11 protein-coding genes are annotated in these 16,794 nt (G+C 61.1%); 2 read left to right on the plus strand and 9 right to left on the minus strand.

Translation table 11 applies throughout. From position 1 onward, the window contains the following. Positions 1–91 precede the first annotated feature (91 nt). Positions 92–2,623, plus strand: a complete 2,532-nt coding sequence (locus tag EOE18_RS07960) for a TonB-dependent receptor plug domain-containing protein (RefSeq protein ID WP_127707978.1) — start codon at positions 92–94, stop codon at positions 2,621–2,623. A 104-nt stretch (positions 2,624–2,727) separates the two neighbouring features. After that, positions 2,728–4,680 carry a tetratricopeptide repeat-containing sulfotransferase family protein gene (locus tag EOE18_RS07965; protein ID WP_127707980.1) on the plus strand — a complete coding sequence of 651 codons (1,953 nt, stop codon included), beginning with the start codon at positions 2,728–2,730 and terminating at the stop codon, positions 4,678–4,680. Here the strand turns inward: EOE18_RS07965 and EOE18_RS07970 are convergent. The 9 genes from EOE18_RS07970 to EOE18_RS08010 all read right to left on the minus strand — a co-directional run bounded on the left by EOE18_RS07970 (position 4,677) and on the right by EOE18_RS08010 (position 16,656). Continuing rightward, entirely contained in the window at positions 4,677–5,558 is an 882-nt protein-coding gene (locus EOE18_RS07970) for a homocysteine S-methyltransferase family protein (RefSeq protein WP_127707982.1), read from the minus strand. The genes EOE18_RS07965 and EOE18_RS07970 overlap by 4 nt on opposite strands. 53 nt (positions 5,559–5,611) lie before the next feature. Continuing rightward, positions 5,612–6,529, minus strand: coding sequence for a hypothetical protein (locus tag EOE18_RS07975; RefSeq protein ID WP_127707984.1), 918 nt, complete (start codon positions 6,527–6,529; stop codon positions 5,612–5,614). Positions 6,530–6,559: 30 nt separating this feature from the next. Continuing rightward, complete coding sequence (locus tag EOE18_RS07980) at positions 6,560–7,720, minus strand: discoidin domain-containing protein (protein ID WP_164852701.1); 1,161 nt, start codon at positions 7,718–7,720, stop codon at positions 6,560–6,562. 73 nt (positions 7,721–7,793) lie between these two features. Next, entirely contained in the window at positions 7,794–9,146 is a 1,353-nt protein-coding gene (locus tag EOE18_RS07985; protein WP_342772652.1) for a GntP family permease, read from the minus strand. 87 nt (positions 9,147–9,233) lie between these two features. Beyond that, positions 9,234–10,094, minus strand: a complete 861-nt coding sequence (locus EOE18_RS07990) for a creatininase family protein (protein WP_164852702.1) — start codon at positions 10,092–10,094, stop codon at positions 9,234–9,236. Positions 10,095–10,267: 173 nt separating this feature from the next. Further along, positions 10,268–11,188 (minus strand): formylglycine-generating enzyme family protein, encoded by a 921-nt coding sequence (locus EOE18_RS07995; RefSeq protein ID WP_127708146.1) that lies wholly within the window; start codon positions 11,186–11,188, stop codon positions 10,268–10,270. A 47-nt stretch (positions 11,189–11,235) separates the two neighbouring features. Beyond that, positions 11,236–12,960: a sulfatase family protein gene (locus EOE18_RS08000; protein ID WP_246027327.1), complete on the minus strand. Its 1,725-nt coding sequence runs from the start codon at positions 12,958–12,960 to the stop codon at positions 11,236–11,238. Between the two features lie 128 nt (positions 12,961–13,088). Beyond that, positions 13,089–15,461, minus strand: coding sequence for a TonB-dependent receptor (locus EOE18_RS08005; protein WP_127707990.1), 2,373 nt, complete (start codon positions 15,459–15,461; stop codon positions 13,089–13,091). A 223-nt stretch (positions 15,462–15,684) separates the two neighbouring features. Next, the gene (locus EOE18_RS08010) at positions 15,685–16,656 is read right to left on the minus strand and encodes a LacI family DNA-binding transcriptional regulator (RefSeq protein WP_127707992.1); all 972 of its coding nucleotides are present in this window, start codon (positions 16,654–16,656) and stop codon (positions 15,685–15,687) included. Positions 16,657–16,794 lie beyond the last annotated feature (138 nt).

A 16,794-nucleotide genomic window follows, 5' to 3' on the forward strand; every position in this document is an offset into this window, starting at 1 on the left:
CATAAGGCTCCTGCCACGATGCTCACCATAACCAAAACGAGCATCCCCCATCGCAGGCAGGAACCGAAACAGATCCATGAGGGACCGCATTATGAAGAAGATTTTGTTCTGCAGCACCGCGCTGGCCATGATTGCGCCGGTCGCCGCGCAGGCCGCTGACCAAGAACCCACCAGCGAAATCATCGTCACCGGCACCCGCCAGACCGGCATGAAGGCCGCCGACAGCGCCGCCCCGATCCAGCTGATCGGCGCACAAGCCTTCCAGAGCGTCGGCCAGCAGGATCTGACCCAGGTTCTGGCCCAGACCCTTCCCTCGCTCAACTTCCAGGGCCTGGGTGGTGACACCGCCAACCTCACCCTTTCGGCTGCCCTGCGCGGCATCAGCCCCAATGACACGCTGGTGCTGATCAACGGCAAGCGTCGCCACACCACCGCCAACCTCGCCGTGCTGGGCGGCAGCCCCTTCTCGGGCAGCGCCACCACTGACCTGTCCTTCGTGCCCACCAACTCCATTGGCCGCGTCGAAGTGCTGCAGGACGGTGCCGCCGCGCAATATGGTTCGGACGCCATTGCAGGCGTGGTCAACATCCAGCTGAAGAACGCCGACCATGGCGGCACGATCACCGCCACCGGTGGCAGCAATTATCAAAACGGCGGCAAGACGGCCGCTGTAGGCTCGAACTTCGGCTTCAAGCTGGGTGAAAAGGGCTTCATCAACATCACCGGCGAATACAAGTTCCATGACTATACCCAGCATGGCAACTATGACCGCCGCTTCTTCTACGCCGATGGCTCGTTCAAGCCCGGCCTGAGCACCACGGTTGTCAACGGCCTCAAGTCGAACCCCTATTACCCCAACGTCAACCGCATCAATGGTGACGCGCGTTACACGATCTATAACCTGTCGTTCAACGCAGGCTATGACGTGGGTTCGGACGCACAGGTTTACGCCTTCGGCACCTATGGCAACCGCAACGCCCGTTCTTTCCAGAACTACCGTAATGCCGAACGCGTTTCGGGCACCACCAGCACCGGTACCACGGTTTACCCGCTGTCGCAGGGCTTCCTGCCGCAGGAAAACATCCGCGAGGAAGATTTCTCGCTGACCGCCGGTATCAAGGGCAAGGCCGCCGAATGGAACTATGACCTGTCGGCCACCTATGGCAAGGACGCGGTCGGTCTCTACACGATCAATTCGGCCAACCCCACGCTGTTCTCGATGTTGCAATCGGCCAGCGCCACGCCGCTCACCGGCATCCAGCGCAATTTCTATGACGGCCAGCTGTCGAACAGCGAATGGGTCGCCAACATTGACGTCAGCCGCGACTTTGAAATCGGCACCGAAAAGCCGCTGACGCTGGCCATGGGTGGCGAATATCGCAATGGCAATTATTCGATTAGCCAGGGCGAATATGCCTCCTACATCTTCGGCGGCGCGCAGTCCTATCCCGGCTTTGCCCCCACCGATGCCGGTTCCTTCGGCCGCAAGAGCTATGCCGGTTATGTTGACGTAGCCGCCGACCCGATCAAGGGCCTGCATGTCGATGTCGCTGGCCGCTTCGAACATTATTCGGACTTTGGTTCGGTGTGGATCGGCAAGGGCAACGCCCGTTACGACTTCTCCGAAAAGTTCGCGGTTCGCGGCACGGTGTCGAACGGCTTCCGCGCTCCCACGCTGGCCGAACAATATTATTCGTCGGTTAACGTCGGCCCCGGCTCGACCTTTGGCCAGCTGCCCCCCAACTCGGCGGCTGCCCAGCTGCTCGGCTTTGCCAAGCTGCGTCCTGAAAAGTCGGTCAACTTCTCGGGCGGCGTGGTGCTGCACCCCGCGCCCAAGCTGCAGATCACGATTGACGCCTATCAGATCAAGATCAAGGACCGCATCGTTCCCTCGGGCGATATCTTCGGCACCTTGGGCACCACCACGGTCTCGGCCGCTGTGGTCAATGCTCTGACCTCGCGCGGTGTGTCGCTGGCTGATGCCACGTCCTATGCCGGCATCAACATCTTCACCAACGGTGTCAGCACCCGCACCCGCGGCGTGGAAGCCACCGCCAACTATGCCAGCGACTTTGGCGATATGGGCAAGGTCGATTGGTCGCTGGGCGTGAACTATAACAAGACCGAGATCACCAAGATCGCCAGCCTGCCTGCGGCTGTATACAATGCCGCCCAGGGCCAGACCAAGCTGTTGACCCAGAACGCGATGGACGCGCTGACCACGGCTACGCCGCGGATGAAGGTGATCGCCAACGCCTTGTGGAGCAAGGGCAAGTTCCAGGTGAACCTGCGCGAGACCATCTACGGCACCACCAGCCAGCATGTCAGCACCGACGGTTCGGGCAATTGTAACTCGACCACCGGCGAGGCCTGCCAGCTGTTGAAGATCGGCACCACGCTGATCACCGACCTCAACGTGGGTTACAAGCTGACCCCGCGCGTCCGCTTTGACGTGGGTGCCAACAACCTGTTCGACAAGCAGGCCCCCACCACGCCAACCATCTTCAAGGGCACGACCAGCGAGCGTCCTTTGTCGGGCAACGTGTATAATGCGGCTCTGGGCTTCACGCCCTGGGGTATCAACGGCGGCTATTACTACGCCCGCGCTACCTTTAACTTCTAAGCCGGTCTAATCTGAAAAGGCCCGGCCTGCCCTCCACAACGGAGCGCGCAGGTCGGGCTTTTTCTTTGCCCAAACCCGCCCGATAGGCCTATGCACATCCCGTGATGAGTGATCCCTTTGCCCAAGCAGCGCAGGCGCTGGCCACAGCCCCTGCCCGCGCCGAGAAACTGGCCCGCAATCTGGTGGCCCGCGCGCCCCAAGATCCCCGCCCGCGCCTGATCCTGGCCTCGGCCTTGCGCCGACAGGGGAAATGTCAGGACGCATTGGCGCTGCTGGTGCCCTTGGCGCAGGCCTATCCCAATGCGGCGCGTACCCGTTACGAATTGGGCCTGTGCCTGCGCGCCATTGGCCACGGGGCAGAAGGCATGGTGCAATTGGAGGCGGCAACCCAGCTTGACCCTTCGCTGGTCGAAGCATGGCAGGCCTTGGCCGATGCCAGTTTTGCCACAGGCGATGCCGCGCGCGAATTGCGCGCCAATGCCGCGCTGGCCCGCCTTGATGCAGACCATCCCGATGTGGGGCGCGGGGCGGAACTGGTGGTGCTGGGCCGCTGTGATCAGGCCGAGCCGATCCTGCGCCAATTCCTGCTCAAACAGCCCAACCATGCGCAGGCCTCCCGCTTGTTGGCCGCCTGCTATGTGGCTGCCCGTGCGTTCGACCATGCCGAGACGCTGCTGCGGCATGCGATCAGCCTCAAGCCCGATGACAAGCTCGCCCGTTTTGACCTAGCGCGCAGCCTGTTCGCCCGCCAACAGGCCGAAGCCGCGCTAGCCGAACTCGCCCCGCTGGAGGCTGCCGAACCCGCCAATCCCGCCTATCGTAATTTGCGCGCCGGATGCCTCGCACTACTGGGCGATGATGCGGGGGCCGAGGCGCTCCATGCCAGTCTGGCGCAGGAATTTCCCGAAAACCCGCGCATCGCGGTCAACCACGGCCATGCCCTGCGCACCAAAGGCGAACGCGATGCCGCCATTGCAGCCTATCGCCGCGCCATCGCCTTGGCCCCGCGCACGGGCGAGGCCTGGTGGAGTCTGGCCAATCTGAAAGTCGGCACGCTGACCGCGCAGGATGGGGCGACGATGCGCGGGCTTTTGGCGGATAAAAGCCTGCCCGATGTCGACCGCCTGCATCTCGACTATGCCTTGGGCCGCGCCTGCGAGGATGGCGGCGATGCGCCTCAAGCCTTTGATCATTATGCCAAGGGTGCGGATCTGGCGCGGCGGCATTACGCCATGGTCATCCCCGACTATGCCGCCGAAGCGCAAGCGGTTGCCACGCGCTTCACGCCGGAATTTCTGGCCGAGCGCGCCGATTGGGGTGTGGCGAATGCCTCGCCCATCTTCATCCTTGGCCTGCCGCGCTCAGGCTCGACGCTGGTGGAACAAATTCTGGCCAGCCATCCCCAGATCGAAGGCACGATGGAATTGCCCTATATGGGCGCCATCGCCTCACGCCTTGCCGCCAAAGGCCCGCAGGCGGTGGAAGAGGCCAGCGCTGATGACATTCGCCAATGGGGCGAGGAATATCTGGCCCGCGCCGCCGTGCATCGCCGCCTTGGCCGCCCCTATTTCATCGACAAGATGCCCAACAATTTCCGCCACATCGGCCTGATCCGCCTGATGCTGCCCAAGGCGCGGATCGTGGACGTGCGCCGCCATCCCATGGCCTCCTGCTTCTCCGGCTTCAAACAACTCTTCGCCGAGGGGCAGGAGTTTTCCTATTCGCTGGAGGATCTGGGCGCCTATTACCGGCATTATCTGGCCATCATCCGCCATTTCCACGAGGTAGCCCCCCTATCGGTTCACACCCTGATCTATGAGGATCTGGTGGAGGACACCGAAACGCAGGTGCGCAAGCTTCTGGAGGCGGTGGGAGTCGATTTCCACCCCGCCACGCTGCGCTTCTTTGAGAACGACCGCGCCGTCCGCACCGTCAGCTCCGAACAGGTGCGCCAGCCCATCTATCGTTCCGGATTGGACCACTGGCGCGCGTTTGAACCGCAACTGGCGCCCTTGGCACAGGCCTTGGGTGATGCGTTGGAAAACTGGCGGGATTAACCGCGCAATCGGGCCAGTTCGGCAATATGCTCTGGCCCGATACCGCAACATCCGCCCAATATGTTGGCCCCTTCCCCCGCCCAAGCGCGGGCGAAGTTGGCATAGCCTGCGGGCGTCAGGTCGGAACGGATCTCGTCCAGCCCTGAATTGGCCTCGGCATCAGCCCTCATCGGCGGAAAGGCATTGGCATAGACGCCCAGGGGAAGGCTATCGCCCAATTCCGCCCGCGCCACAGCCAGCGCGTCCTGCATTACCTCGGGCTGGCTGCAATTGAAGAGCAAAGCCCCTGCTCCCAAACGCCGCGCCAATTGGGCCGCTTCCGCCACGCTCTCGCCCGAACGCAGGGCTGGGGCGGCAGGTGCTTCATCGGCCAAAGTAAAGCTCAGCCACAAAGGCTTGCCCGTGTCGGCCACCAGTTCGGCCACCAATTCCGCCTCGGCCAAAGCCGACAGCGTTTCGGCCTGCCAATGGTCAACATAGGGGGCCATTGCCGCAATCAATACCGACAAGACCGGACGCGCGCGTTCCAGATCCACCAGATCGGGCCGATAGGACCCGCAGACCGGCGGCAAGGAACCCGCCACCGCTATGGGCCGTTCGGCAGCATCGGCCTCCTGCCGTGCCAAACGCGCCGCCAGAGTGGCCAGCTCCGCGCCACGCTCGGCAAAGCACTCCTCACCCAGATGGAACGGCACCACGGCATAAGAATTGGTGGTGATAATATCGGCGCCCGCGTCAATATAGGCGCGATGCACCTGCCCCACGAAATGCGGCGCCTCGATCAGCGCCAAGGCCGACCACTCCGGTTGCCGGAAAGGAGCGCCCATCCGCGCCAGTTCGCGACCTGTGCCGCCGTCCAGAATCTGCAACTTGCTCATGAACCTTCCGATAGGCCCCTTTGCGCCCAACGTCATCTGCGTCAAATCGCCCCCTATCGCGGGGCGATGACGGCCCCCAGACTCAGTGGCTTGAGTTCCAGATAGAGGTCCCGCACCTTCGAAGTGCTGCGGGCGGGTGGCAATGACTTGGAAGGGCGGCTTTTGGGGCCATCGTCGATCCAAGCATATTGGTCAGGGCCAAAATGGCTGATCTGCACAGGGCCAGCAATGGTGTGAAATAGGCCTTTGAGATCCTGCACGGTAATATGCAGCTTCACCGCCCGATCGGCATGGCGGTTCAGTGCCAAGACCCCCAAGCGACCATCCGGCCGCCGCACTGCGAAAACCCGAACCGCATCATCGGCCTGCGCCCCCATATCCACCGGCAGGAAATGGTGCTTGCCCTTAGGCATCAACCAGTCCCCGATCATCAGCCTAGCGGTATGGTAACTGGGCATGGACGTGCCTGCCTGTCCCTTCTGGTCGGCCATTTGCAACATCATATTGCCAAAGCCGGCACAGGGCAGGTTCTGGTTCACCGGCACATTGGGGCCATAGCCGAACAGATAGGCGGCATTGCCCCCCTCGCTCAGAAACTGGCCATTGATATTGGCCATCAACAAGGCGCTGGGCATTTCGGACATGGCGCGGCCCGAATAGGCGGAGAAGCCATATTCGGTGATGATGCGCGGGATATCCGGCCCCACCCCTTCATCGGTCAGGCGCGTCATCAACCGGTGCATCAACCGGTCCTCCTCGATCAACTTGCCGGGAATATTGTGGCAAATATCATCGAAAGGATAGAATTCGAACGAATAGAATTGCAGGTCGGCCAAACGCCCCCGTTCCTGCAAAGCCTTGATAAAATGCCTGTTCCACGAACGCTCCGGATCGGAATTGAGCCAGGTCTCGCTCAATGCGCTTTGCGCGCTGGGACCGCCCAATTGCAATTGGGGCCAGATGGGGCGCAAGCGGTCCACCCATGCCAGATAGAGCGCGGCCTAATCATCGGGATTGCCCCATTGGCCATCGGGTTCCTCGCCCAATTCCACCTGCCGCACCGGATAATTCCGCCAACGCAAATAGCGCAGCATCGCCGCCGCATTGTCTGGCGTATCATACAAGACCCCCACCGGCAGCATGATCGGCCGCCCGTTGCCAAGGCCGCTATGGAATACACGGTCCAGTCCGGCCTGTTCCAGATGCGGATCGCGGTCTACTTCGCGGTGCCACGGATCGGTAGAGGAGACATGGGCGAAGGTTTGCCCGCTCTTGTTGGCCTTGTGCTGCACCACATCGATCAACGTGCCATCAGGCGCCAGACGCCCCGCACTGATTTCCCGCACGGCGAAACCGGCGCGATCACGCCAATCCTTGGCATCTGGCGGCGCGGTGTTTGAGCCTTGCTCCAGCAGAACGCGCAGGAATTTCACCCCTACCGGCTTCTCGGCCAGTTTGAGCAGGACATCCCCGCCCTTGCCCTCGGTCAGGCTGCCATAGTCAAAGGTGATCCAATGCGCCCCCGGCCCGTAATCATTGTCGCTGGACCAATATTGCACCTTATAGGCGGTGGCATAGGGCGTGCCCCAATGGATACGTACCGCATCAATCTCCAAAGGCTTGTCAAAGCGTAAAAGCAGCCATTGATGATGCGGCCTGCCATCTTTCAGGAAAGCGGCATCCAGATAGGGATTGGATTTCCAGAAACTGTCCAGATCGCCATCGGTAAGGCGCGAGTAATCATCGTCATTGGCATTATCAATCGTATCGCCACGACGGGGCAGCTTATAACCCCATGAATTGCCAATCGGCTTGGTCGCGCGGTCGCTGGAGGTCCAATAGCCCTGTTGGTGGGCCGGATCACTCCATGTCCCTTGCGGATTCCAGTGCCATGCCTCGATGCCCAGTTCGGTGCGCAAACGATAGGTTAAAGGCCGCAAGCCCGCGCTGCGCATCGCCGCCACATTATGCTTGGTCAGCAAGCGATCAGTGGCTCCTTGCTGGCCGCCGTCAATGCCCGCCCCCATCGCCTCGATCGGGTCAAAGGCAGGCCCCGCCTTGCGTCCGATCCGTAGTTCGATCGGAAGGGGGCGCACATCCTCGCCCAAGACCGGAGCGGATGCGGCACAAATAAGGCCCAGCATAGCGGACAGAACAGGCATGCGAGGGAAGCGGGATAAAAAGGGCATACGCTAATAAGCACCTGAAAGAGGTAATCAACAGGCGAGCTGAAGCTTAACCGCCGCTCATCAGATCCAGCAGCAGCACCATCGCCAAACCCACCACCGAAATCGCCGTTTCCAGCATGGACCATGTGCGGAACGTGTCGCTTGTCGATGTGCCCATATAGCTTTTGACCAACCAGAAGCCGGGGTCATTGACATGAGAAAAGAACACCGACCCCGCGCCTATCGCCAGCACCAACAGCGATGGATCCACAACAGCCCCAACGCCGCCCCCCGCTGCGACCATACCGCTCATAATCCCTGATGCGGTGATGGTGGCGACAGTGGCCGAGCCGGTGCCCACGCGAATGGCCACCGCGACCAGCCAGGCAATGATGATCGGCGACAAGGCGCTGACGCTGGCAAATTGCGTGACTACATCGGGCAGTCCCGCGCTGACCAACACCTGTTTGAGCGAACCACCCGCGCCAATGCTCAAGATCATGCCACCGGCGGGCAGGACCGTGCTGGACCAGATCTCGTCCTGCAAATCCTGCTGCATCACATCGCGGCCAAACAGCATGATCAGCCCGAACAGATTGGCCAGCAACAGGGCCACGGGCGGCTCGGCCAGCAGGTGCATCCATGCTGCTGCGTGCGGGTCCATACCGCCCATCAAGGGCAAGGCCGCGCCGAGCGCGATCAGCACGATGGGAAAGAGCAAAACCGCAGCGGCGGCCCCAACCGAGACGCTGCGTGTGGTATCGGGCAGGCTCAACACGGCCTCCTGCGCCACCACCCCGCGCGTAGTATAACGCGCCAGCAAAGGCCCCGCGATCAGCGCCGTGGGCACCGCCGCCACAGCCCCCAGCATCATCGTGCGCAGCAAAGGCGCCTGCAGGTCCCGCAAGGCGATCAAAGGGCCGGGGTGCGGCGGCAGCAAAGCGTGCAGCACCGAAAGCCCCGCCAGAGCCGACAGGATCACCCGCAAGCGCAGCCCCTGCCGGTCCTCCATCACAGCCACACCGGCCACAATAATCGGCATCAACAGCACCACACCGGTTTCAAAAAACAGCGGCAGACCCACCAGCAGAGCTGCCAGCAAAGCGCCCAATGTCGCATAGCGCTGCCCCGTCAAGGACAGCACCTTCATCGCCAGCGCCTGCGCCCCGCCCGATATTTGCAGCATCGCGCCCAGCCCCAGTCCCAAGGCCACCACCAGACCAGTGCCTTTGAGAATATCGGAAAAGCCTTTTTCAATGGCCGTGGCCACATCGGGCGGCGCCACACCTGCGGTCAGCCCGATCGCCATGGCCGCGGTTAGCAGGCCGACAAAGGGATGCAGCCCCACCTTGGCGATCAACCACACGGCCAGCGCAATTCCGGCGGCGCTGATCATCACCAGCCCCAAAGCATGCTCCACACGTCTCTCCCGCGCCACAGCGTCCGTTGTGGCGCCATGTTATGGGCACGGACTATAGCGGGATGCAGCCAAGCGCCAAGCAGGAAGTCAGCGCGGGTGGCGGCGTTGCTCGGCAAAATCCTGCAAATCCTTGGCGCTGCGCTGATCGGCTTTCAACGCCTGCAGGATCTGGACCAGACGGTCGGTGGCATAGTCGAGCAAGGCCTTGCCCCGCTTGGCCGTGGCGCCGCTGGCATCGCCAATATAGCTGGTGGGCGCCTCGATATAACGGGCCGTGCCGATCAACACGCCATGGGGCACGGGCAAGTGAACCGCGCCTTCCTTTTCCGCCGGCTCATCATGGCCCCGTTCGGGATGCATCAGATCGGGGCGCACCGCCATCAACAGCGCGATACGCTCCTCTCCGCCATGGCCGTCGGCGTCGGGGTGGCTGGGCTGCATCACGGCAGGCAGCTTCAAGGTTTCAGGCGTGGGCGGCGAAAAGCGCGGCGAGGCGGGATAGGCGGCATAGACCTGATAGGGCTGGGGCAAGGCCATATTGCTTTGGATGAACCACTGGATTAGGCCCATATTGCTGGAATGGCCATTGGACAGCAGGATCTTGCGGCAACCATTGCGCGCCATCTCGCTGACCGTTTCGCGCAGCATCTGGAATTGCAGATCGGCGCTATAGGAAATCGTGCCCTGATGGTTGGCGACATCGGCGGTTTGCGCGACATAATAGGCGGGGAAGATGATGGCATATTCGCGCCTGGCCGCTTGTTCGGCAATGGCGCGGGCCATGATCAGATTGGTCCCCATCGGGCCGGAGGGGCCAAATTTCTCCACACTGCCCATCGGCAGGATGCACAGGCCATCGGCAGCTTTGAGCGCCTTGATGAAATCCGGTCCGGTCAGTTCTTCCCAGAAAGGGCTGAGCGCTAGCTTGGGCGCAGGTTCTGCGGCCATCACAGCTTGCGGCGCTATGGCCAAGAGGGCCGCCGCGACCAATTTATCCAACGCCTTTACCATCATCCCGTCCTTTGCCCCTCGCCGCGCGTCATCCGCAGCCAGACTAAAGACATGGATCTAGCAAAGGCCCGTCGCACCAAGCATTCAAAAGCCGACGCGCACTATCAATTCTACCCCGCCTGAACATCCTTTACACAGCGGAACCCGATGTGGCTGGTCGAACTGTCCAGCGATTGCGGATGGCGCGCAGCGGGGCGATAGCGCTGGCAATAGGATGGCGCGCAGAGATGCGATCCGCCCTTGATCACCTTGCGCGGTGTTTTGGGCTCGGCCGGATCATGGCTCTTGGCGCGGAATCCCCCGCGTGGATTATCGATGGCGCAACAGGCGCTTTTCTTGCGCGGACGGGCATCGGAGGGCAGGCTCCACCAATCCTCGCAAATCTCCCATGTGTTGCCGATCAGGTCATAAAGCCCATAGGGATTGGCCGGATAGGCGCGCACCGGACTAGTGCGGACCCAGCCATCGGCCGCCGTATTGGCAAAGGGGAACATGCCCTGCCAAGTATTGGCCAGATGTTGCCCATGGGGGGTCAATTCATCGCCCCAGGCATATTCGGCATCCGGCAAGCCACCCCTTGCGGCATATTCAAACTCGGCCTCGGTGGGCAGACGCTTGCCCGCCCAGGCCGCATAGGCCGCCGCATCGTGATGGGTTACATGCACCACGGGATGATCCAGCAGGTCATCAATCCCGCTGTCGGGCCCCAGAGGATGGCGCCAACAGGCCCCCTCTATCCAGCGCCACCATTGCGAGGGATCGCCCAGATCAACCGGATGGTCGGTCATGGTGAAAACCAGCGAACCCGCCTGCGCCATGGCCGGATCCATGCCGGGATAATCGCGCGGATCAGGCGCGATTTCGGCGAAGGTGCGATAATTGGTGGCGGCCACGAAACTGGCAAATTGCGCGTTGGTCACCGGTGTTTCGTCCATCCAGAACGAGGACACCCGAACCTTCCGGCGCGGGGCCTCCTCTGGATAGAAAGCCTCCGACCCCATCTGGAACACCCCGCCCTCCACCAGACGCATGCCGGCATGTGGCGAAAGGAGGGCTGGAGACAGGGTCATGGCTTGGCTCACTTTTCAGGGATTTGCTTGAATTGCTGGTCGACGGTCGGTGCATTCATGAAAGGCTTGCCTGCTGCCTTGGCCGCTTGCTTGGCCAGACTGTCGGGCATGATATCATCCATGCGGTCGGTGCGGTTGGGTTCGACCAGCCATTCCTCGGGGAAAGGCGCCGCGCCCGTGCCGCCCTTCATCCGGCGCACCGCACCAATGGACTTGCGCGCTGTATAGGGAATGGCGTGCTTACCCTGACGGTTGGCCAATTGCTGGTAAAGTGCAGCGCGCAGAGTGATCTTGTCCTGCAAATGCGCGGGATCCTCGGCCAGATTGTGCATTTCGCTCGGATCGGCGCCAATGTCATACAATTCGTCACGATCATAAATGCCGTGATACTGGATATATTTCAGATTGCCCCGCGTGATGGCAAAGGTCGTCGGCGTTTCGGGGAAGCTCCATTCCCAGTAATATTCATAGATGAAATCGCTGGGCTTCCAATCGGCAGGCTTTACCGCCCCAGTGATCAGGCCCCATGCGTTCTGGCCTTCAAACTGCTTGGGCATGGCGGACACGCCTGCGGCATGGAGGAAAGTCGGCGCGAAATCCAGACCGCGCACGCGGCCGGTGTTGACGCTGTTGGCGGGCACCGTGCCCGGTTCCCACATAACCAAAGGCACGCGGACCGAGGCTTCATAGGCGTTGCGCTTATCGATCAAGCCATGATCGCCAACCAGAAATCCATTGTCGCTGGTGAAGACAACCAAAGTGTCCTTTTCCAGATGGTTCTTCTTCAAATAGGCCATGATCCGGCCCAGGCTGTCATCCACAGCCGAGAGCGTGCCATAGTAATATTTGAGATATTCCGTCATTTTCATGTCGGAATTGTAAAAGAAATCAATCCCGTGCCACGTGTTGCGCTGTTCATAGACCCAGCGCGGCTTGCCCTTGTAATTTTCGGGCGTGTTTTCGGCGCTGGCGGGCAGGCTGAACTGCGCCTTGTCATATTGATGGGCATAGCGCGGCGGGGGCAAGGGGTCGGAATGCACCGCCTTATGGCTGAGATAGAGGAAGAAGGGCTTCTTGGGGTCGCGCTCCTTTTCCAGCCAGTTCATCGCATAATCGGTCAATTCATCGGTGATATAGCCCTTCTGGGGCACTTCCTTGCCATCGACATTGAGCGTGTTCACCTTGCCCGCCTGCGCGGCAGCGGCGGGCAGATCGCTGGTCGGGTAATAATGGCCTTGACCGCGGAAACTGATCCATTTGTTGAAACCGGCACGCGGGGCATCGGTTTCATCGCCCATATGCCATTTGCCCATAAAGGCGGTCTGATATCCGGCCTGTTGCAGATAGGCGGGGAAGAAAGTCAGCCCATCTTCGCTGGAATTGTTATTGTCCACCACACCATGGTTGCGCGCGGTCATGCCGGTCAGGATCGTGGCGCGACTGGGACTGCACAGCGAGGAGGTGGTCACGCCATTGGGGAAATAGCTGCCCTCACGCGCCATACGGTCGATGTTGGGCGTATGCAGCAGGCCGGGTTGCAGAAAGCCCATGCCGTCAAAACGCAGGTCATCCACCAACACAAAGATGATGTTGCGCGGACGCTGGGCCGCCTGGGCGGTAGCCTCCGCAGGCTTGGCCGACACGGCGGGCGCCTGTTGCGCCTTGGCCGATGGCATGGCCAGAAAGGCAAAAGTGGCGGCAGCACCCATGATCGTATGACGCATTCTGGACATAGCATCGTTCCCCAGCTCGGATTTATGGTTCAATCAATTAGGCGCCGGACGGAACCAGAGAGAGGCAAGTTCCGCCCGACACACGAGCCGCAGGGAGGAATAAACGATCCCTCCCTGCGGGCAAGCCATTAGAATTTCGCGCCGAAAGTGGCACCGAAATAGCGATTGGCGTCCTTGTTGACAAAGGCCGTCAAATCATTGGCATTGGTCGCACTGGCCAACAGGCTGGTATGGGCCATCGACGAATAGTAGTTCTGGTTAAGCAGGTTACGCACAAAAACGGTAAAGCTGTAATGCTTGTCCGGCCCCTGCACGCCCACGCTGGCATCCACCATCGCATAGGGCTTTTGCGTCAGCATCGGATCTTGCGAAATGTCGAAGATCTGGCGGCTCTGGTAATTGACGCTGAACTGGCCAAAGCCGGTCAGCGGAGTGCCCGGAATATCTGCCTCATAACGCGGCGAAACCATCACGCGCCATTCGGGCGCATAGGGCAGGCGGCCATTGACGATATTCTGCTGCCCCGAACCCGAACCATAGCAGGTGTTGGCGGGCGGATTGGCGCCGGTGTAAAGGTTGGTCTGATATTGCAAGGGGCAGCTCAGACCATCGGCGGTGATGGTGGATTTGGCATAAGTCACGCCAAAGCCGACCGACAGGCCCTCGGCAGGGCGCAGCGTGCCTTCGACTTCAAAGCCCTTGGTGGTCGATTTGCCGGCGTTGGTCTGGGCAAAGGCAGGCGCGATCGGCGTGCCGACATTGGCCAGAACCTGAAGGTTGCTGTAATTGGACAGGAAGGCGGCAAAGGTCACGTTGAGGAGATTATCCGCCGTGCGCCCCTTGAAGCCCACTTCAAACGCATTGACATATTCGGGCAGCACCGGCGCCTGCGTGGCGAAATTGGTGGCAGGCTCGGTGTTGAAACCATAGCCCTTATAGCCGCGCGTATAGCTGGCATAGGTCTGGGCATTGCGGTTGAATTCATATTTCGCGCCCACCTTGCCGGTCAGGGCGGTGTCGCTGGCCGAGCGATAGCCCGAAACCGCGCCAAAGCCGGGGATGGCCACATCGGTGGGATATTGCGGCGCGGGGCCATAGCGGACGCCTTCCACCGAGGTGCGTTCATGCTGCAAACGTGCGCCGCCCAACAGTTTCAGATTGCCCACAACGCGATATTCCAGCTGGCCAAATACCGAAATGCTGTCCGACTTGTTATAGGCGTGGGAAAAGACCGAACGATAGGTCGGCGCGGCGCAAACCTCGCCCAAAGTGCCCGCCGTGCACAGCGCCTGACGGCGCAGGAAATCGCGCGTCACGGCGGTGGTGGCATAGAACACGCCCGCCACATAGGTCAGGTCGCGCTTGCCATTGGAGCCAATGCGCAATTCCTGCGAAAAGCTGTTGAGGCCAATCTCGCCGCCGTTCTGGTTGAACTGGGCAAGGCCACCGGTATAGATCGGCAGCGGATTGTTGATGCGGTCAACCACATTGTTGGCGACATTCTGGTAATGCTGATAGGCCGAGATCGAGGTGATCGTCGCGCTGCCCAGATCCAGATTGCTTTCCAGCGAAAACGTATACTGGCTTTCATTGTTGAAGCTGTCCGCATCATCAATGATCTGGCGGTTGGTGGGCGAGGCCGTGATGCCGGGCGACAGGGCGATCACCGCAGGGGTCACCGTCTGCACCGCCACCGACTGACAGCACAAGGCATTGCTCTTGCGATAATCGGCGCTGGCCAGGAAGTTCAGATTCTCACTGGCTTCCCACAGCAATTTGCCGCGCACGCCCCACGCCTTGCTGCCATTCACATTGCGCTTGGTCGCCACGTTATAGATGTAGCCGTCCACATCGTTGTAATAGGCGCTGATGCGGCCCGCGACCGTTTCCGACAGCGGGCCGGAGACGGTGCCCTTGACGCGATATTCGCCCTTTTCGGCCACCGTCGCCTCCATCGAGGCGGTCGGCTTGCGGCTAGGCTTGGCCGTGATCACGCTGACCACACCGGCGGTGGCATTCTTGCCGAACAGCGTGCCTTGCGGACCGCGCAAAACTTCGATGCGTTCGATATCGGCAAAGTCGGAGAAGCCCTGCGTGGCGCGGGCGGCGACCACGCCATCGACCACTGTCGAAACCGAGGCTTCGACGCCAAGGCTGAACAATTGCGAACCAACGCCACGAATGCGGAAACCATTGGATTGCGAACCCGCGCCCTGCTGGAAGGTCAGCGAAGGCACCGCGCGCGACAGCGAGGCGGTGTCATTGATCTGGGCGCGGGCAAGGCTGTCTGCGGACACAGCAGAGACGGCAACCGGCACGTCCTGAAGACGCTCGGCGCGCTTTTGCGCGGTCACCACGATTTCACCGGGAGCCAGCGCCGGTTCGGCGGCCCCAGAATTTCCAGCGCCAAGATTTCCAGCGCTAGTATTTTGTGCCAAAGCCGGCGTAGCAACAGCGATCAGCGCCGCACCCGCCAACAGTGAGGCGAAATATTCAGACATGCTCCATCCCCCCATGGGTTTTCACTGGCGCCGGAAAATAGGGGGCTTCGCGAAGGAGTCAATGAAAATGCCATCGCTAGAACTTTTGGGGATTGGCGCGAAAATCATACGCGCGATCGATAAAAAATCCCAGAAAGCCGCGATCTGATGCCGCCAGCCACGCGCAAGGACCCTGTGTTAAATTGATCACAGATTAAAAAATACTAGCGTAGGAATTTTTAACTCAAGCCGACTCGCGCTCGACAATGTGGTGGATGAATTCGGGACGCTGCTGCTCCACCCCCAGCACCAAGCCCACTGCCGCCCGGGCAATTTCTTCCAAAGGTTGATGCACGCTGGTCAAAGGGGGATAGCACATCTGCCCCTCCACCGAATTGTCAAATCCGGCAATTGCCACATCCTGCGGCACGGAAAATCCCAGACGCAAGGCGCAGGCCATGGCCCCAAGCGCCATCGGATCATTGGTCGCAAAAATTGCGGTGGGCCGCCTTGGCAGGCTCATCAACTGACGAAAGGCCGCCTCGCCACTGGCAAAATCCATAGTGCCCGCAACGATACAGGACGGAGGCAAGTCCACCCCCGCATCGGCCAAAGCCTGCGCAAAGCCCTCCACGCGGGCATAGGCCGACATGGTTTTGCGCGGCGGCGCGATGATCGCCAATTGCCGATGCCCCTTCGCCAGCAAATAGCGCCCCATGGCATAGGAAATCTCATAGCTGGGCACGGGCAGCGCCTGCCCCACCCCATCATCCCCCACCGCCATCCGCAGCATCGGCTTACCCAATGCCGCCACCGCCTCGACCATGCGCGGATCATCGGCATAGGGCGGCACGATGATCACCGCATCGGGTTCACAGGACAATTGCAGCGTCCATGCCGGATCGCTGTCCATCTCGCTGCGGTCAATCACCTCCAGCACCAGATGGTGGCCGTAATCGCGGCAGGCTTCGGCCATGGCCACCATCAGGCGTGAAAAATAGCTGTAGGTCTGGCGCGGGGCGATCATGGCGACGATGAAGCTGCGCCCGCTGGCCAATTGCCGCGCGGCCAGGGCGGGGCGGTAATTGAGCGCGCGGATCGCTTCCTCCACCTTGGCACGTACCTTGGGCCGGACGGTGGGGGCGCCATTGATCACGCGGGACACTGTCTTGATGGAGATGCCCGAATATTCGGCGACATCCTTGATCGTTGCCATGCGGGAAACCTGTGCCTTGCTTGCCTACGTCCGCCTTGCGGTCGTGGATGGCTAGAGGCGCCATTTACCCCCCGTCTGTCAATCGCCCATCACGCATCCGTCCCCGCTTATCTGCCAGCTGATCGGCCCGCCCACCCC

It is taken from the genome of Novosphingobium umbonatum (assembly GCF_004005905.1).
GTDB classification, from domain to species: Bacteria; Pseudomonadota; Alphaproteobacteria; order Sphingomonadales; family Sphingomonadaceae; genus Novosphingobium; species Novosphingobium umbonatum.